Source organism: Rhizobium sp. YTUHZ045 (genome assembly GCF_051124255.1).
GTDB lineage: Bacteria > Pseudomonadota > Alphaproteobacteria > Rhizobiales > Rhizobiaceae > Rhizobium.
In genome coordinates this window covers 507,937-528,126 of sequence record NZ_CP101432.1, presented here as the reverse complement: position 1 = coordinate 528,126, position 20,190 = coordinate 507,937, and the positions used below count along the sequence as shown (strand labels likewise).

21 protein-coding genes are annotated in these 20,190 nt (G+C 62.4%); 8 read left to right on the top strand and 13 right to left on the bottom strand.

Annotated features, from left to right (window positions below; all coding sequences use genetic code 11):
* Positions 1-3: 3 nt before the first annotated feature.
* Together NMA58_RS02595 and moaB are read left to right on the top strand one after the other, a co-directional pair.
* Complete coding sequence (locus tag NMA58_RS02595) at positions 4-888, top strand: 4-(cytidine 5'-diphospho)-2-C-methyl-D-erythritol kinase (protein ID WP_434712182.1); 885 nt, start codon at positions 4-6, stop codon at positions 886-888.
* Complete coding sequence (gene moaB / locus NMA58_RS02590) at positions 888-1,439, top strand: molybdenum cofactor biosynthesis protein B (protein ID WP_097597764.1); 552 nt, start codon at positions 888-890, stop codon at positions 1,437-1,439. Before NMA58_RS02595 ends, moaB begins: the two co-directional genes overlap by 1 nt.
* An 80-nt stretch (positions 1,440-1,519) precedes the next feature.
* Here the strand turns inward: moaB and NMA58_RS02585 are convergent, their stop codons facing one another.
* Together NMA58_RS02585 and NMA58_RS02580 are read right to left on the bottom strand one after the other, a co-directional pair.
* The gene (locus NMA58_RS02585; protein ID WP_434712181.1) at positions 1,520-1,876 is read right to left on the bottom strand and encodes a hypothetical protein; all 357 of its coding nucleotides are present in this window, start codon (positions 1,874-1,876) and stop codon (positions 1,520-1,522) included.
* A gap of 389 nt (positions 1,877-2,265) precedes the next feature.
* Complete coding sequence (locus NMA58_RS02580) at positions 2,266-2,784, bottom strand: glycosyltransferase family 2 protein (protein WP_434712179.1); 519 nt, start codon at positions 2,782-2,784, stop codon at positions 2,266-2,268.
* A gap of 140 nt (positions 2,785-2,924) precedes the next feature.
* On the opposite strand from NMA58_RS02580, the gene NMA58_RS02575 reads away from it, so the two are divergent.
* Positions 2,925-4,082: a PA0069 family radical SAM protein gene (locus NMA58_RS02575; protein ID WP_097597767.1), complete on the top strand. Its 1,158-nt coding sequence runs from the start codon at positions 2,925-2,927 to the stop codon at positions 4,080-4,082.
* Positions 4,083-4,249: 167 nt separating this feature from the next.
* Positions 4,250-4,939 (top strand): ribonuclease HII, encoded by a 690-nt coding sequence (locus tag NMA58_RS02570; protein ID WP_434712178.1) that lies wholly within the window; start codon positions 4,250-4,252, stop codon positions 4,937-4,939.
* A gap of 360 nt (positions 4,940-5,299) precedes the next feature.
* Here NMA58_RS02570 and NMA58_RS02565 read toward each other — a convergent pair whose 3' ends face one another.
* The 11 genes from NMA58_RS02565 to NMA58_RS02515 form a co-directional block, all read right to left on the bottom strand.
* Positions 5,300-5,791: a F0F1 ATP synthase subunit B gene (locus NMA58_RS02565; RefSeq protein ID WP_085777143.1), complete on the bottom strand. Its 492-nt coding sequence runs from the start codon at positions 5,789-5,791 to the stop codon at positions 5,300-5,302.
* A 3-nt stretch (positions 5,792-5,794) separates the two neighbouring features.
* Positions 5,795-6,418, bottom strand: coding sequence for a F0F1 ATP synthase subunit B (locus NMA58_RS02560; protein ID WP_085777142.1), 624 nt, complete (start codon positions 6,416-6,418; stop codon positions 5,795-5,797).
* Positions 6,419-6,495: 77 nt separating this feature from the next.
* Positions 6,496-6,723 (bottom strand): F0F1 ATP synthase subunit C, encoded by a 228-nt coding sequence (locus NMA58_RS02555; protein ID WP_003588243.1) that lies wholly within the window; start codon positions 6,721-6,723, stop codon positions 6,496-6,498.
* Positions 6,724-6,791: 68 nt separating this feature from the next.
* Entirely contained in the window at positions 6,792-7,544 is a 753-nt protein-coding gene (locus NMA58_RS02550; RefSeq protein ID WP_434712177.1) for a F0F1 ATP synthase subunit A, read from the bottom strand.
* A gap of 63 nt (positions 7,545-7,607) precedes the next feature.
* The gene (locus NMA58_RS02545) at positions 7,608-7,943 is read right to left on the bottom strand and encodes an AtpZ/AtpI family protein (RefSeq protein WP_085777140.1); all 336 of its coding nucleotides are present in this window, start codon (positions 7,941-7,943) and stop codon (positions 7,608-7,610) included.
* A gap of 271 nt (positions 7,944-8,214) precedes the next feature.
* Positions 8,215-9,426: a cell wall hydrolase gene (locus NMA58_RS02540; RefSeq protein WP_434712176.1), complete on the bottom strand. Its 1,212-nt coding sequence runs from the start codon at positions 9,424-9,426 to the stop codon at positions 8,215-8,217.
* Positions 9,427-9,762: 336 nt separating this feature from the next.
* A complete protein-coding gene (locus NMA58_RS02535; RefSeq protein WP_085777138.1) occupies positions 9,763-11,661 on the bottom strand; it encodes a potassium transporter Kup in 1,899 nt (632 codons plus the stop codon).
* An 18-nt stretch (positions 11,662-11,679) separates the two neighbouring features.
* On the bottom strand, positions 11,680-12,654 hold the full coding sequence (locus NMA58_RS02530; RefSeq protein WP_434712174.1) for a magnesium transporter CorA family protein: 975 nt from the start codon (positions 12,652-12,654) through the stop codon (positions 11,680-11,682).
* 451 nt (positions 12,655-13,105) lie between these two features.
* A complete protein-coding gene (locus NMA58_RS02525; protein ID WP_430957110.1) occupies positions 13,106-14,275 on the bottom strand; it encodes an Mrp/NBP35 family ATP-binding protein in 1,170 nt (389 codons plus the stop codon).
* A 615-nt stretch (positions 14,276-14,890) separates the two neighbouring features.
* Positions 14,891-15,625: a LuxR family transcriptional regulator gene (locus tag NMA58_RS02520; RefSeq protein WP_183703084.1), complete on the bottom strand. Its 735-nt coding sequence runs from the start codon at positions 15,623-15,625 to the stop codon at positions 14,891-14,893.
* Between the two features lie 221 nt (positions 15,626-15,846).
* Positions 15,847-16,641, bottom strand: coding sequence for an IclR family transcriptional regulator (locus NMA58_RS02515; RefSeq protein ID WP_183702993.1), 795 nt, complete (start codon positions 16,639-16,641; stop codon positions 15,847-15,849).
* Positions 16,642-16,770: 129 nt separating this feature from the next.
* Here NMA58_RS02515 and NMA58_RS02510 point away from each other — a divergent pair, with 129 nt between their 5' ends.
* From NMA58_RS02510 to NMA58_RS02495, 4 genes are read left to right on the top strand one after another with little or no spacing between them, the layout of a single operon-like run.
* The gene (locus tag NMA58_RS02510) at positions 16,771-17,541 is read left to right on the top strand and encodes an SDR family NAD(P)-dependent oxidoreductase (RefSeq protein ID WP_434712173.1); all 771 of its coding nucleotides are present in this window, start codon (positions 16,771-16,773) and stop codon (positions 17,539-17,541) included.
* On the top strand, positions 17,541-18,458 hold the full coding sequence (locus tag NMA58_RS02505) for a 2-dehydro-3-deoxygalactonokinase (protein WP_434712172.1): 918 nt from the start codon (positions 17,541-17,543) through the stop codon (positions 18,456-18,458). Before NMA58_RS02510 ends, NMA58_RS02505 begins: the two co-directional genes overlap by 1 nt.
* Positions 18,459-18,471: 13 nt before the next feature.
* Positions 18,472-19,104, top strand: a complete 633-nt coding sequence (locus NMA58_RS02500; protein WP_434712171.1) for a 2-dehydro-3-deoxy-6-phosphogalactonate aldolase — start codon at positions 18,472-18,474, stop codon at positions 19,102-19,104.
* Positions 19,105-19,108: 4 nt separating this feature from the next.
* On the top strand, positions 19,109-19,996 hold the full coding sequence (locus tag NMA58_RS02495) for an SMP-30/gluconolactonase/LRE family protein (RefSeq protein WP_430957106.1): 888 nt from the start codon (positions 19,109-19,111) through the stop codon (positions 19,994-19,996).
* The last annotated feature ends 194 nt before the right edge of the window (positions 19,997-20,190 follow it).

The following is a 20,190-nucleotide window of genomic DNA, read 5'->3' as shown; positions in this document are numbered from 1 at the left end:
CCGATGCCTGAGCAGGGCTTGGCCGACGCTTTCGGCGTCACCGAAGAGGCGCGCGCGAAGATCAATCTCGCCCTGCATGTGACGGGCCAGCGGCCGGACGGCTATCACATGCTCGATATGCTGGTGACCTTCGCAGATTGCGGCGACCGGCTGGGCTTCCTGCCCGCGCAGGCCGACGCCTTCACCCTGTCGGGCCGCTTCGGAGAGACGCTTGCCGGCGACGGCGACACCAACCTTGTAATCAGAGCGCGCGATCTCCTGCGCGAGGCTGTCGGCGCCCTTGCCTTCCCTGTTCACATCCATCTCCAGAAGAACCTGCCCGTTGCATCCGGCATCGGCGGCGGCTCGGCCGATGCGGCGGCGACCCTGCGGGGGCTGATGCGCCTCTGGGGCTTGCGATTGCCGGTGGAGACGCTGGCGGCGCTGGCGCTGAAGCTCGGCGCCGACGTGCCCATGTGCCTCGAGAGCCGGCCGCTGATTGCCCGCGGCATCGGGGAGGAGATCGAAGCCGTGCCCGATCTGCCGGCCTTTGCCATGGTGCTGGCCAACCCGCTGAAGGGGGTTTCGACGCCGGAGGTTTTCCGGCGGCTCACGGCAAAGAACAATTCACCCCTGAGGCTCGCACACACCGAAGACTGGCTTGCGGCGATCGGCGCGGCTCGCAACGACCTGGAGCCACCGGCACGCCAAGCCGTGCCCGAAATCGCGGCGATCTCGGCGATGCTGCAGGCTGAGGGCGCTCTTCTTGCCCGCATGTCCGGCTCCGGCGCCACCTGCTTCGGGATCTTCGCCGATATGGCCGCCGCGCGCGATGCGACGGCGGCTCTTCACGAGGCGCAGCCCGACTGGTATTTCCAGGCGACGGAAACGGTTTCGGGAGGCATGTGATGGCAGGTTTGGACGAAAAACGGCCCTTCATCGCCGTCGGCATAGCCGTCCTCACCGTCTCGGATACGCGCACGCCGGAGACGGACAAGTCCGGCGATACGCTGGCGGTGCGGATCGCCGAGGCCGGCCACAGGCTGGTCGAGCGGGCGATCGTGCCCGACGACCGGGAGAAAATCGCCGCTCAGGTCAAAGCCTGGACCGAGCGTGATGAGATCGATGTCGTTATCACCACGGGCGGCACCGGCTTTACCGGCCGAGACGTGACGCCCGAGGCGCTGGAGCCGCTGTTCGAAAAGCGCATGGATGGCTTTTCCGCTGTCTTCCACCGTATCTCCTATGACAAGATCGGCACGGCGACCATCCAGTCGCGCGCCACCGCGGGCGTTGCCAACTCCACCTTCATCTTCGCCCTGCCCGGCTCGCCCGGAGCCTGCCGGGACGCCTGGGACGGCATATTGAAAGCACAGCTCGACTATCGGAGCGTGCCTTGCAACTTTGTCGAGATCATGCCGCGCCTGGACGAGCATCTGAAACGCGGCGCAAAGAAATAGACTGGCGCTGCCGTTACAGTGCCGCGATCGCGCCGTCGAAAACCCGATTTAGACTTTCGAGGCCGACGCGCTGGCCTTTGTTATGTGGCAATGCCCGGCAGAGCCGGCATCGAATCCCAGCTATCACCCGACAGCAGAATGCAACTTATGCCGTGGACATCCGTGACGACGAGCGTCCAGGTGCCGCTTTTGGCGGCATAGACCTCGAGAACGGCGTTTTGGTTGATCAGGCCGACGGCGGTGAGCTTCTCACCGAAATTCCTGTCGAGGAAACTGACGACGTCGGGTCGGCCTGCGCAACTGAGCATCGTCTGCGATGCTGCCGAATTCGGATGCGCGATCACCAATGTCGGCAATATGACGGCCAGCAGGCCGTAGATCCTACCGCGTACGCCGTAGATCCTACCGCGCATGCGGTAAATCCTACCGCTTGGCATGACGCACCTCCTTTCGCCGGAAACCCGGCAGAAGAGGAGATTTTTCGCCGACCTGTTCTGCCGTTCACCGGCATTCCACGGCATCCGTTGCGAAGCGCGGCGCTTCGGCGGCGCCATGTCTGAATTATAGCGCGAAATTCTATTGGACGCCATCTTTGCGCGACGAGGGGAGGAGTACAGAATTGCTTCGAAGATCCAGAGGCCCGCCCCTCATCCGCCTGCCGGCACCTTCTCCCCGTAAACGGGGCGAAGGGGATATGCCGCGACCTCTCCGTTCCCCGCTGACCTCTCGTACGGCACGTACCCTCGCCCCGTTTACGGGGAGAGGGTTAGGGTGAGGGGCAGCCGAAGGCGCGAAGGCAGCTTTGGATGACGGAGAGCAGAATTGCTTATCGGGCGGCGCGAGTGACCCAGGAAGGAATGAGCTCGCTGGCGAGTTTGCGCGGTTTCTGGCCTCTGACGAAGTCGGCAACAGGCATCCCGCTTCTGGCGGCGGCGAGCGCCAGGTTCTTCGGCATCAACAAGCCAAGCTCCAGCGGCGGTCGACCGCGGGCAACACGCTGGAAGAACGGCCGTCGATAGCCGCGCGACGCGGCAAAGCGCGCGGGTGTCTTATTCAGCGCCACATATTCGGCGATCTCATCGATCCAGCCGGCCTGCGGCCTGGCGCCCGGCTCGATAAAGAGCAGCCATTCGCCTCGGGCGGAGCGCACGATGTCCTTGATATCCCACTGTGAATGGAAACGGCAGCCAGCGGCGTCGGCGACCCGCGAGGTGCCGTCGCGCGAGCCGTGATCAAGCACGATCACATCGCTGACGAGTCCTTCCACCGCGCCTGCCACCAATACCGATAAGGTCTGCGCCAGTTCGGATTCCTGATCCTGGCATTCGAGAACAACCGTCAACATCGATTATTCATAATGCGCCGCACAATTTTTTGCCAGCACCGTTTTGCGTATTTTGTTCTTGCATTGTTCTCATTTTACCGATAGGAATTTAATCATCACAAACGGGCGGAGACAACGGCTTTCCGCTGCGGGAGAATCCGATGAGAGAGCAGTCCCTGGCAGGGCAGGCCGCATTCGCGCCTGCCAATACGGCAGATATTGCCGATGCGATGATCGTGTCCTCCGGTCTTCGGGTCGAGGTTGACCGGCGGCGCGGGCGTGGAGCGGGACTGAACCCAACAGGCCGGTTCGAAGCGCTGCAGCGGGAGACCTTCGACGACGGTTGGCAAACGCTGGAAGAACTGCCACCGTTCAAGACCGAGGTTCAGATCGAAAAGCCGCGCACCGCGATTACACGCAATGAATCGCCGGACCTTTCCTTCGACCGCTCGATCAATCCCTATCGCGGCTGCGAGCACGGCTGCATCTATTGTTTCGCCCGCCCGACGCACGCCTATATGGGGCTTTCGGCGGGGCTCGATTTCGAGACGAAGCTCTTCGCCAAGCCCGATGCGGCGAAGCTCTTGGAGCGGGAGCTCGCCAAGCCGGGGTACAAGGTGAGGGTGATCGCGATCGGCACCAATACCGACCCCTATCAACCGATCGAGAAGGAATGGCGCATTATGCGCGGCATCCTCGAGGTGCTGAACAAGGCGAACCATCCGGTGTCGATCGTCACCAAGTCGGCGATGATCCTGCGCGATCTCGACATTCTGCAGGAGATGGCCGGCAAGAACCTGGTGCGCGTCGGCATCTCGGTCACCACGCTCGACCGCAAGCTTGCCCGGGCGATGGAACCGCGCGCCGCCACGCCGCCGCGACGGTTGGAGACCATTCATGCGCTGTCTGAGGCAGGGATCCAGACTGCCGTCATGGCCGCTCCGCTGATCCCGGCGCTGAACGACCACGAATTGGAGCGCATTCTGGAATCGGCGAAGGCTGCCGGCGCGACCGAGGCGAGTTATGTCATCCTCAGGCTGCCGCTTGAAGTCAGCCCGCTCTTTCGCGACTGGTTGCTGCAGCACTATCCCGATCGTTACCGGCACGTGATGTCGCTGGTGCGCTCGATGCGCGGCGGCAAGGATTACGACGCCGAATTCGGCAAGCGCATGAAGGGCGCCGGTCCCTATGCCTGGCAGATCGCCCGGCGCTTCGAAATGGCGGCGAGACGCTTCGAGCTGACACGCCGCAGCGTGCCCTTGCGCGACGATCTGTTCGTGCCACCGGATGGCAGCGGCGTACAGCTGTCGCTGCTCTGATTTTTTAAGCTTGCGCATCGGCTGCTCAGAAAATCCGCCCTGTTTTCGAGCCCCGAGCGCAATTTCCGCGGATGGCCCTGACCGCCTCCATCCGCCGGACCGTCCCCGGCCGCCGCCCTGATCCGGGGACTTGCGGGAAATCGGGTTGGCGTGCGAGGTTCAGCCGCATGAAACGTCGCACGCCACCCGATTCTCCCCTGCTTTTCGACACGGTCCCTCTCGTGCCGGATTTCAAGCTCGAGCTCAAAGCCCGCAAGGCCGGCCACTGGCCGGTCGCCGGCGCCGACGAGGCAGGCCGCGGGCCGCTGGCGGGGCCCGTGGTGGCCGCTGCGGTCATCCTCGATCCGAAGCGCATCCCTGAAGGCCTCAACGATTCCAAGCAGCTCTCGGCCCAGCGGCGCGAAGAACTCTTCGCGCAGATCCTGGCGACGGCGACGGTTTCCATCGCCTCCTCCAGCTCGACCCGGATCGACGAAACGGACATACGCAAGGCAAGCCTTGACGCGATGCGCCGCGCCATCTGCAGCCTCGCCACTCCCGCAAGCTACGTCCTGACAGATGGGCTTGATGTGCCGCCCGGCCTCGATTGCCCAGGACAGGCCGTGGTCAAGGGTGACGCCCGCTCGGTTTCTATCGCCGCCGCCTCTATCGTCGCCAAGGTGACGCGCGATCGGATGATGGCGCGGGCGCATCATGTATTTCCCGATTACGGTTTTGCGGCCCACGCCGGCTACGGCACGGCGCAGCACCGCGCCGGCATTGAACAGCACGGCCCCTGCTCCCTGCACCGGATGAGCTTTCGGCCACTGCGGAAGGACGGCGACGAGCCTGAGATGGACGAACTGCTTTCGGAATAGTCGCCGAAAAAAGATCGGCATATTCCGCCTTTGGACTGGCGATCAGCCCCTCATCCGGCTGCCGCCACCTTCTCCCCGCATGCGGGAGAAGGGGATATACCGCACCCTCTCCGTTCCCCTCTTAGTCTAGCTCTCGCAGACACGTCCACTGTTCCCTCGGGACGGAGAGCGTAAGGCCATCCGAGAGCGAGCTGCAAAAGGACAGAGTGGAGGGGGAAGGTGGCGGCGGCCGGATGAGGGGCGGACGCCGGAGCAGGGACGCTACACTGCCTCCGCACGAGGCCAAGCAAAGAACAGGCCTTATCACCAAAGAAAAAGGCCGGGACATGCCCGGCCTTTCCTTATTCCAGTCGATACTGCTCAGTTGAGCCGTGTCTTGACCTGTCCGACGGCGTTGCCGAAGAGCTCGGACTGGACCTTGCCGTCGGCCTTCTTGGCGAGCACCGTTTCTGCGGCCGCGATGGCAAGGTCGACGGCGGCGGAACGCACCGCCTTCATCGCATCGGCCTCGGCCTGCTTGATCTTCTGCTCCGAGAGCGCCGTGCGGTTGGCGACGAATTCTTCCGTCTTCTTCTTCGCCTCGGCTGTCAGCATCTCGGCTTCGCGCTCAGCGGCGGCAACGATATGGGCCGCTTCCGCTTCCGCTTCCTTGCGCTTGCGCTGGTATTCAGCGAGCAGATGCTGGGCTTCCTCGCGCAGGCGCTTGGCTTCGGCCAATTCATTGCGGATCTGGTCGGCGCGGTCGTCAAGCGAGCGTGCCATCATGCCCGGAACCTTCAGATAGACGACCAGCGCCAGAAAGAGGACGAGGCCGACAAAGGCGAAGAAAGTCGCGTCGAAATGAAATTCCATCGATCAAGCCTCCTTCTTGGCGGCCGCGACGGCGGCGGCGACATCTGCCTGCGCAGCGCTGCTGCCGATCAGCTGTTCGACGACGGCGGCTGCCGTTTCCTCGGCAATGGTGCCGACGTCGGCGAAGGCCTTGGCCTTGATGTCGGCGATCCGGGCTTCCGCAGCCTTGATCTTTTCCGACAGGCTGGCCTCGACGGTGCGGCGATCCTCTTCGGCCTTGACCTTGGCAGCGTCGCGGGCGGCGGAACCGATCGCGTGGGATTTGGCGCGGGCAGCGGCCAGTTCACCTTCATAGGTCTCGACGGCGGCATCGGCTTCCGCCTTCAGGCGGCCTGCTTCTTCCAGGTCCTGGGAGATGCGCGTGTGGCGCTGGTCGAGGATGGCCCCGATGCGCGGCGCAATGACCTTTTGCATAAGGAGGTAGAAGACGCCGAACGTAATCACCAGCCAGAGCAGCTGGGATGCGTAGGTCGTCGAATCGAAAGGCGGGAACGGGCCGCGGGCGTGTTCGCCTTCGGCAACACCGGTCTCGGTATGGACCTCGCCTGCGGCCGGAGCGGCATGCGCATCCGTGCCGGTCGCTGCCGCCGGTGCTTCTTCAGCGTAAGCCGGGGTCACAAAAAACATGCTCACCTCCAGGTGGACTGCAAATGCAAAGGATCACGGCTTGCGGTCGCAGGCCGTGATCCATCTATTCGCCGATATCAGACAGCGAAGAGGAGGAGGAGAGCGACGAGCAGCGAGAAGATGCCCAGAGCTTCCGTAACGGCGAAGCCGAATACCAGACGGCCGAACTGGCTGTCAGCAGCAGACGGATTGCGCAGAGCGCCGGAGAGGTAGCTGCCGAAGATATTGCCGAGGCCGAGAGCCGTACCGGCCATACCAAAGCAAGCCAGGCCTGCACCGATGAACTTTGCTGCTTCCGCTTCCATGTTGAACTCCTTTGAAATGGTTGTTGCGGCGAATGACTGACGCCCTGGAGACGTCGTTGTCGTTATCCTTAGTGCCCGCCCGGATGGATTGCGTCGTTGAGGTACATGCAAGTCAGCACCGCGAAGACGTAAGCCTGAAGGAAGGCGACGAGGAACTCGAGACCGGTCAGGGCGACGGTCATGATGAGAGGAAGAACGGCGCCGCCGACACCGACCGCACCGAGGGTTCCAAGCGAGGCGACGAAGCCTGCGAACACCTTCAGCGTGATGTGACCGGCGAGCATGTTGGCGAAAAGACGAACGGAGAGCGAAATCGGACGGGACAGGAAGGAAATGATTTCGATCGAGACGACCAGCGGCAGCAATATGCCGGGCACGCCCGAGGGCACGAAGACATTCAGGAAGTGGAAGCCGTGCTTATAGAAACCGTAGGCGAGCACCGTACTGATGACGAGAATCGCCAGCGCGAAGGTGACGATGATCTGGCTGGTGATCGTGAAGAAATAGGGGAACATGCCGAGCAGGTTCGCCGTCAGCACGAACATGAAGAGCGAAAAGACCAGCGGGAAGAACTTCATCCCCTGCTTGCCCGCGCCCTCCTTCAGCATATTGGCGATGAATTCATAGGACATTTCCGCGACCGACTGCGAACGGCCGGGCACGATGGCGCGGTTCGAGGTCGAGAAGTAAAGGAAGCCTGCGGCAACGGCTGCCGAAGCGACCATGAAGAGCGATGCGTTGGTGAACGAAAAATCAATTCCGCCGATTTCGATCGGCACAATCTTCTGGATCAGGAACTGATGAGTCGGATCGTTAGACACCGCTTGTTCTCTCTCTTTGGCCCGCAGGACGCGGGGTCATTGCACTGGACCGGGACCGGCCCCCTATTTCTTGTCGTCCTTGTCCAGAGGGTGGGCCACCACCCCCGCAGAACGCAGCACGTTCAGAACGCCGGCACAGAATCCGAGAAGCAGAAGAACAATCAACCCCCAAGGCGCCGTGCCAACAAAACGGTCGAGAAGATAGCCAAGGACGGCGCCGACGACGATCGCGGAAATGAACTCGCTGGAAAGCTTCATCGCCTGGGCATAACCTTTGCGGCTTTCCTCGGCGCGGGCTTCGCTTGCCTCTTCCACTTTCGCCTCTACGCGCTTGGTCGCGAGTTCCGCTTCCAGCTGCGCACGGCGCTTCTCAAGACTTTCCTCGCGGTCGTCCGCCATGGATCTCTCCTCGCCTGCCCGTCGCCCGCACTCCCGCTACCCCGGTCATTCGGACCCCGGACGCGAAGGTTGAGAACCTTCCGGCCCGTTCTGAAGTCGCGCGCAACATAGTTTTAGGGCTTGGTATAGTCAAGGCGTAGACGGCTTCTGTCCAGCCAGAAAATAAATTTGTGAAATCAAAGGGATAAGTCGATTTCCGGCCGAGCGCGCAAATTCGACGGAAAGAATCCGCTTTTGGGGGCGGAAAATCGGCATCGCCCAACGCTTTCTCTCAGCTCCAGCCGCCGCCATAGGTGCGATAGAAGACGTGAAGACCGATGCGCCCGACCTTTTCCATGGTCTTTGCCCATTTCGGGCGGACGTAAACGGCATGGTAGTGCGTCGCCGACCCCACCTGCGGCAGCCAGATTCTGCCTGATGTCACCGCCATGGCCACGTCGCGGGCGACCCGCCAGTGATATTGCGAATTCACCCGGTCCTTAATGGCGTCGCAGGCGAAGGAAAACTGGCAGCGGTTGCGCCAATCCTCGTTCTGGTAGACGACGCCGCAGATGCTCTTGGGATAGGCGGGGTTGCGAACGCGGTTGAGTATGACCTGGGCGACGGCCGCCTGGCCCTTCACCGATTCCCCGCGCGCCTCGAAATATATGCCTGAGGCAAGGCATTGCTGCTCGCGGGCGGAAAAGACGCTCGGCGGCAGCACGCTTGCGGCCCAGGCGTGGTCGCCCGGACCGATCTGGGGGACGAAGCGGCCGCTTTCCGGTTCGTTCAGGATCGAATCGAAGGGCGACTGGCGGGCATAATCCGGTGCCGCCGGCGCATAGGCGGTGGCAAGCACGTCGGCCTTGTTGCTGGTGACGAGGCTTGCGAGCATCGCCGGCATGCCGACCTCCGGCCTCACCGGCTGTTTCCTATAGAAAGAGGTGGCGATCTCGATTTCCCTACCCTGGATCTTCGGCTTGACGAAAGCCGACCTGTCCTTGAGATCGAAATTCGGAGTGAACAGCATCTTGGTGCGCTCAAGAATGGAGCCGGCGGAAAAGTCTTTCGGCGGCTGCATCTTCTCGATGGCGACGACGCGGCCCTTCTTCGTGCCGCGAATGACCCGGTCCTCGTCCGGCGTGTCCTCGTGCCCCTTGTCCTTGGCCGTAAAAGCCACCTTGCGGCCGTCGGGCAGCACCATGCCGGCGCCCGAGGCGATCGAGCCGGTCGCTGCCGGATCGGCGAAGGCGAGCTCGGCCTGATGGATGGAGCCGGCCGGCGAATTGGTCAGCACCATGCGCCAGCTCTCCCCCTCACGGTCGAGACCGGCAAGCATGGTGGCGAGATCGGCGTGGGAGGCAACGCTCGGGAAGATCAGCCAGCCGGCAAGCCCGAAGATGGCGGGCGACACCCAGTTCTCGGGAAGAAGACGCAGCTTGCTACGGGAAGGGCTCTTTCGACGCAACACGAACTCCGGGCATGGAACGCGGGAACATGCCATCGAAAATCTCTCATTAACCTTGATGCCTGGTTAACGGGGCGTGCCGGAAAGTAGCAGTGTGAGTTTTTGGATGTTCTAATATGGCTGATAACTTCGTCCACCAGGAGCCGCTGCGCTCATGGTGGCGCTATGCCTGTTGACCTGAACCTGCGGGGCGAGTTCGACGGAAACGAATCCCCAATCTCCGTCGTCCTCGGCCTTGAGCCGAGGACCCATGCCTCAGCTGCTGGTGCGTGCGGTGTGGATGCTCGGCTCAAGGCCGAGCATGACGGAGGTTAGGTGGCGGAAGGGCAAATCCAAAGCGCGGGCGCTGAAGTCAGCAGTCACTTCCATCCATCAAATAATAACGTGCGAGCCCAGCTCCACCACGCGGTTGGCCGGCAGGCGGAAATAGTCCGAGGGGTTGGCGGCGGCGTTGGCCAGCGCGATGTAGAGCCGGTCCTGCCAGTAGGGCATGCCCGACTTGGCATCCGGCACCAGCTTGCGACGGCCGAGATAGAAGGAGGTCGACATGATGTCGAACTTCAGTCCGGTCTTGCGCAGCGTTGCGAGCGCCTGCGAGACGTTCTGCGATTCCATGAAGCCGAACAGCAGTTCGACACGGGAGAAACGCGGGGAAATCTGCTCGACCTTGTAGCGGTCCTGGCTCGCCACCCGCGGCTTATTGACGGTGCGGATCGTCAGGATGACGTTGCGGTCGTGAAGCACGTGGTTGTGCTTGAGATTGTGCAGCAAGGCGGCGGGGGCCGATTCCGGATCGCTGGTCAGGAAGATCGCCGTGCCCGGAACCTGGGCCGGCGAATGCTCGCTCTTGCGCTCGATGGAACTGACGAAGGAGGCGAGCGGAATATCGGTGTGCCGGGTCTTCTCCATCAGGATCGCGGTGCCGCGGCGCCAGGTCCACATGACGACGGTAAAGGCGGTGGCGATCAGGATCGGGATATAGCCACCATCGTGGATCTTCAGAAGGTTGGCGCCGAGGAAGATCATTTCCAGCACGACGAGTGGCGCGAGCGCGATCACGGCGACCGGCAGCGACCAGTTCCAGCGTGCGCGGACGAATTCGAAGGCCATGATCGAGGTGACGACCATGGCGCCGGTGACTGAGATGCCGTAGGCGGTCGCCAATGCGTCCGAGGTCTTGAAGCTCAGCACCAGGAAGATGACGCCGAAGAACAGCACGGCGTTGACCGACGGCACGAAGATCTGTCCCGTATTGGTTTCTGAGGTGAAAAGGATTTCCATGCGCGGCAGGAAGCCGAGGTTGATGCCCTGGCGCACCAGCGAAAAGGCGCCCGTTATGACGGCCTGGCTGGCGATGATCGTCGCCGCCGTCGCCAGGATGACGACCGGCAGCAACGCCCATTGCGGATACATCAGATAGAAGGGGTCGGACATCGTCATCGGATTGCCGAGGACGAGCGCACCCTGCCCGAGATAATTCAGCGTCAGCGCCGGAAACACCAGCAGGAACCAGGCCCATTGAATCGGGCGGCGGCCGAAATGGCCGAGGTCGGCATAAAGCGCCTCGGCACCCGTTACCGTCAGGAAGACAGCACCGAGCACGACGACGCCGTAAAAGCCCTCATGCAGCAGGAAGCTGACAGCATAATAGGGGTTGAAGGCGGCGAGGATGCCGAAATCGTCTGAGATATGGGAGATGCCGGCGGCGGCCATGACGAGGAACCAGAGAGCAGTGATCGGCCCGAAGAACTTGGCGACGGCACCGGTGCCGCGCGATTGCACGACGAAGAGCAGCGCCAGGATCACCACCGAGATCGGCACGATATATTCCGCCAGGCTGGGCGTGACGAGTTTCAGACCCTCGACGGCCGACAGCACCGAAAGTGCCGGCGTGATCATCGCATCGCCGAGGAACAGGGCAGCGCCCATCAGTCCGAGCAGCATCAGCAGTGCGGTATGGCCGTTGGCGGTCTTCATCAGAAGGGCGAGCAGCGACAGCGTGCCGCCCTCACCGTCGTTGTCGGCGCGCAGCAGGAAGAGGACGTATTTGATGGTGACGATAATGGTCAGCGCCCAGATCATCAGGGAAATAAGACTGATGATCTCGAAACGGGTGACGCCGTCATGGGCGACGGGCTTCAGCGCTTCGCGAAAAGCGTAGAGCGGGCTCGTGCCGATATCGCCGTAGACGACACCAACGGAACCGAGCGCGAGATAGAACAGCTTGCGCGGCGTCATGTGGCGTTCGTGCGGATCGCTCTCTTCGGACATGAAATTTCAACAGGCTCTTCAGAGCCAGCCTTTCCAGCGAAAAAAGAAAAAGGGGATGACGGCTGATATTACCATCAAGGCCAGCGAATAGGGATAACCCGCCGCCCAGGCCAGTTCCGGCATGACCTGAAAATTCATGCCATAGATGGAAGCGACCAATGTCGGCGGCAGGAACACGACGGAGGCGATCGAGAAAATCTTGATGATCGAGTTCTGTTCAATGTTGATGAGGCCGAGTGAGGCGTCGAGCAGGAAGGTGATGTTGCCGGCGACAAAGGAGGCATGCTCCGACAGCGATTGAATATCGCGCGAGACAGTGCGGCAGAGCTCCCTGGCCTCGTGGTCCTGCTGGATCGCCGGGACCGTGTAAAAGAACGTCAGAAGCCGGGAAAGCGAGCCGAGACTGTCGCGCAGCTTGCTGATCATGCGGTGATGACCGGCGATATCGCGCAATTTCTGCTCGAGGTAGTTCGAAGGCTTGCGGACCTTATTCGCCCTGCCGAAGACATGCGTCGACAAGATGTCGATGCGCGAGACGGAGGTTTCGAGGATTTCGGCGGTCCGGTCGACGATCGTCTCCAGCAGCTTGGCGAGAAGGGCCGCGCCGCTGCGCCAGTTTTCCGGCAGCCGGTGAAGGGCGGCGATGAACAGCGCAAAGGATTTCGGTTGGGCGTAGCGGATGGTGACCAGGCGGTTTCCGGCCAGGATGAAAGCGACATCGGTCAGCGTCGGCGCGTCGGTGTCCGCCTTCCAGACGAGCGAAGCGGTCATGAAGACGGCGTCGTTTTCGATATAAAGGCGAGCCGACGGTTCGATGTCCTTGAGATCGTCGCGAGTCGGCACCTCGATGCCGAGAACCTTCTCGACATAAAGCTCCTCCTCGCGGCTCGGCTCGAGCATATCGATCCAGACGACATCCTCGGGAAAGGATGCCGGCTGCGAGAGATCGCGGATCTCGACCGATTTGCAATTGGAACGGTAAGCGGTGATCACCGGCAGCGTCTCCGATGCTCACGACACTTCGTGGTCATCATCTTCATTGCAAGCCTTTCCATCCGTCCGCCATCGCGGCAATGCGAGGGTGGCTCGTTCCAGGCCCAAACGGAAGCGGATCAAGAAAGTTCATACAACTCCGGCTGCATCCGGCCTCGAAAGCCAGCATGCGCATTGTGCTCCACCGCATCGCAGTTACCAATCCCTTCGACCTTGCAGGCGGTCCGGGACCTTCGAAACGAAGACGGCCGTCATTGAGCATCTGCAGCAATGCCATCATGGCGCCGCGGCATATGAAGCAAAGCCGTGAAATAATCAAGACATCTTCCGTGAAGCGCGGCTTTTCACCACATTTCCCGCACAATTCGAGGTGGTCGCAACGGTGATTCGGCGCTTCAGCGCTTTGCTGTCATGCGCTCCGGCCCGGAAGTCCTGCCCATAAACCGAGACGTCATTCAAAGACGATCGCCGGCGCCGCGCGCTGGGGCTGGCCGCCGAGCTGCTGCCACACCTTCGCAGCGATGCCGCGATAGATGCCGGCGACGACGCCGTTCGGATCGGAGGCGACGAGCGGCGTGCCGGCATCGGACGTTTCGCGGATGTTCATCGTCAGCGGCACTTCGCCGAGGAAGGGCACGCCGATGCGCTCGGCCTCCTTGCGGGCGCCGCCATGACCGAAAATGTCGTAGCGGGTGCCGGTGTCGGGTGCTATGAAATAGCTCATGTTTTCGACGATGCCGAGAACCGGCACCTCGACCTTGCGGAACATGTTGAGGCCCTTGCGGGCATCGATCAGGGCGAGATCCTGCGGCGTTGAAACGATGACGGCGCCGGCAAGCGGTACCTGCTGGGCCATCGTCAATTGCGCATCGCCGGTGCCGGGCGGCATGTCGACGACGAGAACGTCGAGCTCGCCCCATGCCACTTCGCGCAGCATCTGCATCAGGGCAGACTGGACCATCGGCCCGCGCCAGATCATCGCCGTCTCCTCGTCGACGAGGAAACCCATCGACATGACCTTGAGGCCGTAATTTTCCATCGGATTGATGATACGGCCATCGATCTGCGTCGGGCGGCCGGAGATCTTCAAGAGCCGCGGCATCGACGGGCCGTAAATATCGGCATCGAGAATGCCGACCCGGAGACCGTTGGCGAGCAGGCCGAGGGCCAGGTTGACGGCGGTGGTGGACTTGCCGACACCGCCCTTGCCGGAGGCGACAGCAATGATGGCGCCGATACCGGGGACACCGATCTTGCCGGCGCGGGGCGGCTGTTGCTGCGGCGCATGCGCGTGGCTCCCATGATCATGACCGGCATGACCGTGGGGCGGGTTCGGCGCCGGGCGGGCAGCGGGCGCCGCGGCGGCCGCCTTCTTGTCGGCCGTCAGCGTGACGAGCGCACCCTTGACACCCGGCATCTCCTTGATGACGCGCTCGGCGGCGAGCCGCATCGGCTCCAGCTCCTTGGCGCGTTCGGCCGGAACGGTGATGGAAAAATAGACCTTGCCGTCGGAGATGAAGACATCGGAGACCATGCCGAGCGCGACGATGTCGTGTTCGAGATCCGGTCCGCGCACGGTCTTCAGCGTTTCGAGAACCTGTTCCTTGGTGACGTCGGTCATTCCACCCTCATTGCTTCTTCTCGCAGACTACGGCGCCACGCGTCTTTCAAGGCGCGCACATGATTTTGGCCTCGGCCAATTCCGGCCAAGGCATGAAATCATGCGGTAGAGATAGTGGAGCCGCACGTCTTCGCCAAACAAAATCATCGGGAGGAAAATCAATTTGCCGGCTGCGAAAAACGCCGGCGGGGACCCCGCGAATCCGCTGCGGCCATCAAGTCCGCCGGGCTTTTCGCCCTGATGGCCGCAACGGTCTCTCTCCCCAAGAACCGGCGCAATGCGGGGCGAATTAGCGCAAGCCGAAAAAAAGGCCAGTGAAAAGTGACCGGGAAGGGGAAATCGTAAACAGCTGCGCAAGAAGCGGTGCCAAAAGGCAACAACCGCCACCGACGCCGAAGGCCGGGAGAGAAGCGGCGTCGGCGTCGGGCAGCGGTGTGTCGGCCGCGCCATTTCCTGGCGCTGGTCATCAAAGTCCCCTCTGGACCTCTGGCAAAGGAGATGCAGAAAGCGTGCCAGATGAAAAAATCGGGAAAAGCGCCGAGAAGCGCCGCGGCAACATCCCGGTTCTGCCTAAGAGCTGAGCGGACGGCCACGGCGCGCCACCATCTTTGCGACTTATTTGATCAGGCCGATCCGCAGTGCCTTGGCGACCGCCTGGGTGCGGTTGACCGTGTCGAGCTTCTTGGTGGCGCGGTTGAGGTAATGATTGACCGTATGCTCCGACAGCGCGAGGATTTCGGCAATCTCGGCGCTGGTCTTACCGGCCGCCGTCCAGTTGAGGCAGTCGATCTCTCGGTCGGTCAGCGAATCCGTCATGCGCGTATCGAGGTTGCGGATTTCGGCAAGCCTGTCAAAGACATGGATGGCGATATAACAAAGCTCGCGCATTTCGGCGGCGCTGAAGGGTTCGCGGTCGCCGGAGAAGGAGACGGCACCGCGCAGGCCGGAGGCCTCGTGGGTTGGGAAATAGGCGCCGCGTATCATCCTGAAACGCTCGAACAACCCCGTGACCAGGACGGACTTGCCGTCGTCCCGCGCCCAGGCCTCCCGCGACATGTCGTAAAAGAAAGGCCGCGTCGATGTTCTAAGCCGCCTCAAAACCGGGCTGTTCACCATCAGCGCTTCCTGGTCGTAGAGCGCCAGAAGCTCGGCCGGCCAACTGGTGATGACGGTGTTGGCCTGCAGGTCGAGAGAGGTGATCGGCGGCAGGTTGAGAACCATGAAGGCGCGACTGCGATAGGCTTCCGTGACGCGTTTCAAGAAACGGAAAATATCGAACTGCGTCTTCAGACCGGCGATTTCGTTGATATAATCGTCTTCTTCCGTGGAGGTTTGCGACAAGGGTACCATCACAGTTTTCATCTTCGGCGCCGCGGCCGGTTCGGTTGCATCGAGGCGTGACGAGCGTGTATTGAATTACGTGGAAGCGGTCTCGGCAGACAGGCTTCAGCCAATGCGTGGTTGTAGATTCGCGGGTCATTCCACTTGGCGTGATTCGCCCCCAAATCTCAATATTTCGCTCATCATAAGCATGCTTAGCGAGCCGTCCAGCAAAGGTGATAGCGATACCGTCACCGGCGCGGGCCGAGGCGGACGCGCATGCCCTCCATAATCCTCGCAGCCGCCAGCTGTACGGGAACGGCCCACTGACGCAGAAGTTCCATCGACAGCCGGTAGGCCGGGCCCGTGACCGAAATGCCCCCGATGAAGGTGCGATCCTCCGACCAGACGGGCGCGGCGACGCAGCGGATGCCGGCCTCGTGCTCCTCGAGGTCGAAAGCATAGCCCTGTTCGGCAATCTCGCGGATTTCGGCGGCAAGCGTCTCAGGCGAAGCATGTGTCGAGGCGGTAAAGCTGGTGAAGTTCAGGCCGGCGAGGAGATCGGCAAGAGTTTCGGGCGGAAGCAGCGAAAGAGCGGCCTTGCCGACGCCGGTGCAGTAGCAGGGCGAGGCGTTGCCGATCTGCGAATACATGCGCACCGGCTGACGGCCTTCGACCTTGTCGAGATAGATGATCGACTGTCCCCGGAGAACGCCGAGATGCACCGTCTCGCCGGTCGCCTGCTGGAGTTCGCTCAGGTGCGGTTCGGCAACCAGACGGAATTCGTTGCGCGCCCAGCTGCGCGCGGCGAAATCGAGCAGGCGCAGGCCCGGCGCATAACAGCCGTCACCATCGAGCTCCAGCAACCCCTCCTCCACCAGGTGGCTGAGCTGGCGATGCAGCGTGCCGCGCGGCTGGCCGGCGAGCGTCAGGATATCGGTGAAGCGTAGTGGCGTATCCGCATGGGTGACGAGATCGAGGAGAACCATCAATTTGCCGAGGGTGCCGGTCTCGCGGGCCTGGGCCATGCCGTCGCTTGAAGTCATTGTCTATGTGCCATCGAATCGATCCGCGCCGGCAAGCGTGCGCCCTTGACAGGTAGACCAGCATAATCCGATAATTCCACATAGTCAAATTAAGTTCCGAATAATGGAACATCTGGGAGGGAGGAAACGGTGAGCGCAGTGGCAGCACAATTTCCCGAGTTCAAAGATCGCGCCGTGCTCGTGACCGGCGGCGGATCGGGCATCGGTGCCGCGATCGTCGAAGGTTTCGCACGCCAGGGCGCTAAGGTCTCCTTCATCGACATTGCCGAGACGGCCGGCAGCGAACTCGCGGAAAGACTGTCGCGGGAAACGGCGCATCCGGTGCTGTTCTACCATGCCGATCTGCGCGACATCGAGGCGATCCGGCGCACGGTCGATGTCGTCGTTCAGACATCCGGGCCGATCCGCGTGCTTGTCAACAATGCAGCGTGGGATGACCGCCACGAATTCGACGCGGTGACCGAGGCCTATTGGGACAACAATCAGGCGGTCAATCTGCGGCATGTGTTCTTCACCTCGCAGGCGGTGGCGCCGTCGATGCGGGCAGCCGGCGGCGGCGCGATCGTCAATATGTCATCGATCGCCTTCAAGCTGAACATGGGCGGCTTTCCTTCCTATGCGGCGGCGAAGGCGGCGGTCGTCGGACTGACGAAGAGCATGGCCGGCCGGCTCGGGCCGGAAAATATCCGGGTGAACTGCATTCTGCCCGGCATGGTCGTCACCGAACGGCAGATGCAGCTGTGGCTCACCGAGGAAAGCATCGCCCGCTCGGTCGAGCAGCAATGCCTGAAAGTCCCGCTCAAGGCGGATGCCATCGTCGGTCCCTGCCTGTTTCTTGCATCCGACTGCGCGGCTGCGATGACCGCTCAGTCCCTGATCGTCGATGGAGGCGTTTTGTAATGGCTAATCCCGCTTACGTCGCGGTGGACTGGGGCACCAGCAGTTTCCGGCTCTGGCTGATCGACAGGGACGGCGGCATCCTTGCCGAACGCCGCAGCGGCGAAGGCATGACGAGCGCGGCTAAGATCGGCTTTTCCCAGGTGCTGTCGGGCCATCTCACCGCTGTCGAAGCGCCGCAAGGTCTGCCTGTCATCGTTTGCGGCATGGCCGGCGCAAGGCAGGGCTGGGTCGAAGCCGGCTATATCGACGTGCCCGCGCCGCTCGCCTCGATCCTCACCGCGGCGGTCCGCGTGCCGGGTGAAAGCCGTGACATCCGCATCCTGCCGGGCCTTGCCCAGCGGGATGTGGCGAGGCCCGATGTCATGCGCGGCGAGGAGACCCAGCTTCTCGGCGCACTCAGCCGCGCGAATTCCGCGGCGCAGGCAGTCTGTATGCCCGGCACGCATTCGAAATGGGTGCATGTGGCGGACGGCAAGGTCGCCGGCTTTTCGACTTTCATGACCGGCGAACTTTTCGACGTGATCAGCAAAAACACGATCCTGTCGCATGCCGTGGCAGGTGCCGAACAACAGCCGGCGGATGCGGCTGCCTTCGAGGCGGCCGTATCGGCGGCCTTTGTCCATCCCGCACTTGCCTCCAATCTGCTGTTTACCGCCCGTTCGGGCCAGCTGCTGCACGGGGTCTCCGCCGCGGCCGCGCAGGCCCGGCTTTCCGGCACGCTGATCGGCCTCGAAATTGCCGGCGCGCTGCAGGATGCCGCCAACGGCACCGATATCACCCTCGTCGCCTCCGGACGCCTGCAGGCGCTCTACGAGCAGGCCTTCAACACCCTCTCCCTTGCCTTCACCGCCATCGACGCCGACGCGGCCGTGCGCCGCGGCCTATCGGCAGCCGCCGAAGCCATCTGGCCGAATTGAGAAAGCTGACACGATGAACCGTATCCCCTTCCCTGACATGAAGCGCCCGCTGATCGCCATCCTGCGCGGCATCCTGCCCGACGAGACCGAGAGCATCGTCGGCGCCCTGATCGAAAACGGCCTGACGGCCATCGAGATTCCGCTCAATTCGCCGGAGCCGTTCAAATCCATCGAGATCGCCGCGAAGATGGCGCCGGCCGAGGTGCTGATCGGCGCCGGCACGGTGCTGACGGTCGAGGCTGTCGACAACCTGAATGCGGCGGGCGGCAAGCTGCTGGTGACCCCGAATGTCGAACCGGACGTGATCATCCGGGCGCGCGAATATGGTATGGTGACGATGCCGGGCGTCTTTACGCCGACGGAGGCCTTAGCGGCCGCACGCGCCGGCGCCACCGGTCTCAAATTCTTCCCGGCGAGCGTGCTTGGCCCTTCCGGCATCACGGCGATCCGGGCGATCCTGCCGCCGGAACTGACGATTGCCGCCGTCGGCGGCGTGTCGGACAAGAATTTCGCCGATTACACCAGGGCCGGCATCTCAGCCTTCGGCCTCGGCACCAGCCTCTACAAGCCCGGAATGACCGCGGCAGAGGTTGCCGAGCGCGCCAAGGCGACCATTTACGCCTATGATGCAGCCATGGGAGCGTGAACGTATGACCGAGATTTACGAGTTCGAAGGCAAGACCCTTTGCAACACCAATTCCGTTCTCGGCGAAGGTCCGACCTATGATCCGGACAGCGATACAGTCTGGTGGTTCAACATCCTCGGCAAGGAGCTGCACGAGCTCAACCTTTCGACACGCGCCAAAAAGGTCCATTCGCTGCCGGTCATGGCAAGCGTGCTGGCCCGCGTCGATACCGGACGGCAGCTCATCGCGACCGAAGAAGGGCTTTTCGTGCGTGACGTGGTGAGCGGCAACCTCACCTTCTACGCCGCACTCGAAAACGACAGACCGGAGAACCGCTCAAATGACGGCCGCACCCATCCGTCGGGAGCGCTCTGGATCGGCACGATGAGCAAGCGGGCGGAGAACCAGGCCGGCGCCATCTATCATGTCGCCGGCGGCAAGGTGACAAAGATCTTCAGCGGCATCAGCATCCCGAATTCGATCTGCTTTTCCCCGGACGGCACGGTCGGCTACTACACGGATTCCCGCATCAACCGGCTGATGCGCGTCATGGTCGATCCGCAGACCGGTCTGCCTGCGGGCGAGCCGATCGTGCTCGTCGACAGCATGAACGAACCCGGCGGTATCGACGGTTCGGTGGTCGATGCCGACGGCTATATCTGGAATGCCCGCTGGGGCGCCGGCGTCGTCGATCGCTACAATCCCGATGGCTTACGTATCTCGCGCTACAAGGTTCCAGCCGTCCAGCCCTCCTGCCCGGCCTTCATCGGCGCCAATGCCGACCGGCTGGCGGTGACGACGGCCTGGGAAGGGCTTGACGAGGATGCCCGTTCGGCTCAGCCAAGCGCGGGCGCGCTTCTGGAACTCGGCATCGAGGTCAAGGGCGTGTTCGATCCCGTCTATGTGCTCTGACAGCAACTCGGCCAGCCGCCATGCAAGGCGCTCCCGAGTGGGGCGCCTTTTTCGTTTCCGGGCCGTTCGCCAATAAAAGTTCCGTGATAATCGAGAAATTTTCCGTGTTTTCAACCGGAACCAATCGGCGCACCACTCATTTTCCCTTCGAACCGGCGCGGCAAGGATGATGCATTGCCGGCTCAGCGATCACT

Excerpts from the sequence above, each read along its gene's own strand:
- NMA58_RS02595 (WP_434712182.1), top strand. The coding sequence starts at position 4 with ATGCCTGAGCAGGGCTTGGCCGACGCTTTCGGCGTCACCGAAGAGGCG.
- moaB (WP_097597764.1), top strand. The coding sequence starts at position 888 with ATGGCAGGTTTGGACGAAAAACGGCCCTTCATCGCCGTCGGCATAGCC.
- NMA58_RS02585 (WP_434712181.1), bottom strand. The coding sequence starts at position 1,876 with ATGCCAAGCGGTAGGATTTACCGCATGCGCGGTAGGATCTACGGCGTA.
- NMA58_RS02580 (WP_434712179.1), bottom strand. The coding sequence starts at position 2,784 with ATGTTGACGGTTGTTCTCGAATGCCAGGATCAGGAATCCGAACTGGCG.
- NMA58_RS02575 (WP_097597767.1), top strand. The coding sequence starts at position 2,925 with ATGAGAGAGCAGTCCCTGGCAGGGCAGGCCGCATTCGCGCCTGCCAAT.
- NMA58_RS02570 (WP_434712178.1), top strand. The coding sequence starts at position 4,250 with ATGAAACGTCGCACGCCACCCGATTCTCCCCTGCTTTTCGACACGGTC.
- NMA58_RS02565 (WP_085777143.1), bottom strand. The coding sequence starts at position 5,791 with ATGGAATTTCATTTCGACGCGACTTTCTTCGCCTTTGTCGGCCTCGTC.
- NMA58_RS02560 (WP_085777142.1), bottom strand. The coding sequence starts at position 6,418 with ATGTTTTTTGTGACCCCGGCTTACGCTGAAGAAGCACCGGCGGCAGCG.
- NMA58_RS02555 (WP_003588243.1), bottom strand. The coding sequence starts at position 6,723 with ATGGAAGCGGAAGCAGCAAAGTTCATCGGTGCAGGCCTGGCTTGCTTT.
- NMA58_RS02545 (WP_085777140.1), bottom strand. The coding sequence starts at position 7,943 with ATGGCGGACGACCGCGAGGAAAGTCTTGAGAAGCGCCGTGCGCAGCTG.
- NMA58_RS02540 (WP_434712176.1), bottom strand. The coding sequence starts at position 9,426 with ATGGCATGTTCCCGCGTTCCATGCCCGGAGTTCGTGTTGCGTCGAAAG.
- NMA58_RS02535 (WP_085777138.1), bottom strand. The coding sequence starts at position 11,661 with ATGTCCGAAGAGAGCGATCCGCACGAACGCCACATGACGCCGCGCAAG.
- NMA58_RS02525 (WP_430957110.1), bottom strand. The coding sequence starts at position 14,275 with ATGACCGACGTCACCAAGGAACAGGTTCTCGAAACGCTGAAGACCGTG.
- NMA58_RS02520 (WP_183703084.1), bottom strand. The coding sequence starts at position 15,625 with ATGGTACCCTTGTCGCAAACCTCCACGGAAGAAGACGATTATATCAAC.
- NMA58_RS02515 (WP_183702993.1), bottom strand. The coding sequence starts at position 16,641 with ATGACTTCAAGCGACGGCATGGCCCAGGCCCGCGAGACCGGCACCCTC.
- NMA58_RS02505 (WP_434712172.1), top strand. The coding sequence starts at position 17,541 with ATGGCTAATCCCGCTTACGTCGCGGTGGACTGGGGCACCAGCAGTTTC.
- NMA58_RS02500 (WP_434712171.1), top strand. The coding sequence starts at position 18,472 with ATGAACCGTATCCCCTTCCCTGACATGAAGCGCCCGCTGATCGCCATC.
- NMA58_RS02495 (WP_430957106.1), top strand. The coding sequence starts at position 19,109 with ATGACCGAGATTTACGAGTTCGAAGGCAAGACCCTTTGCAACACCAAT.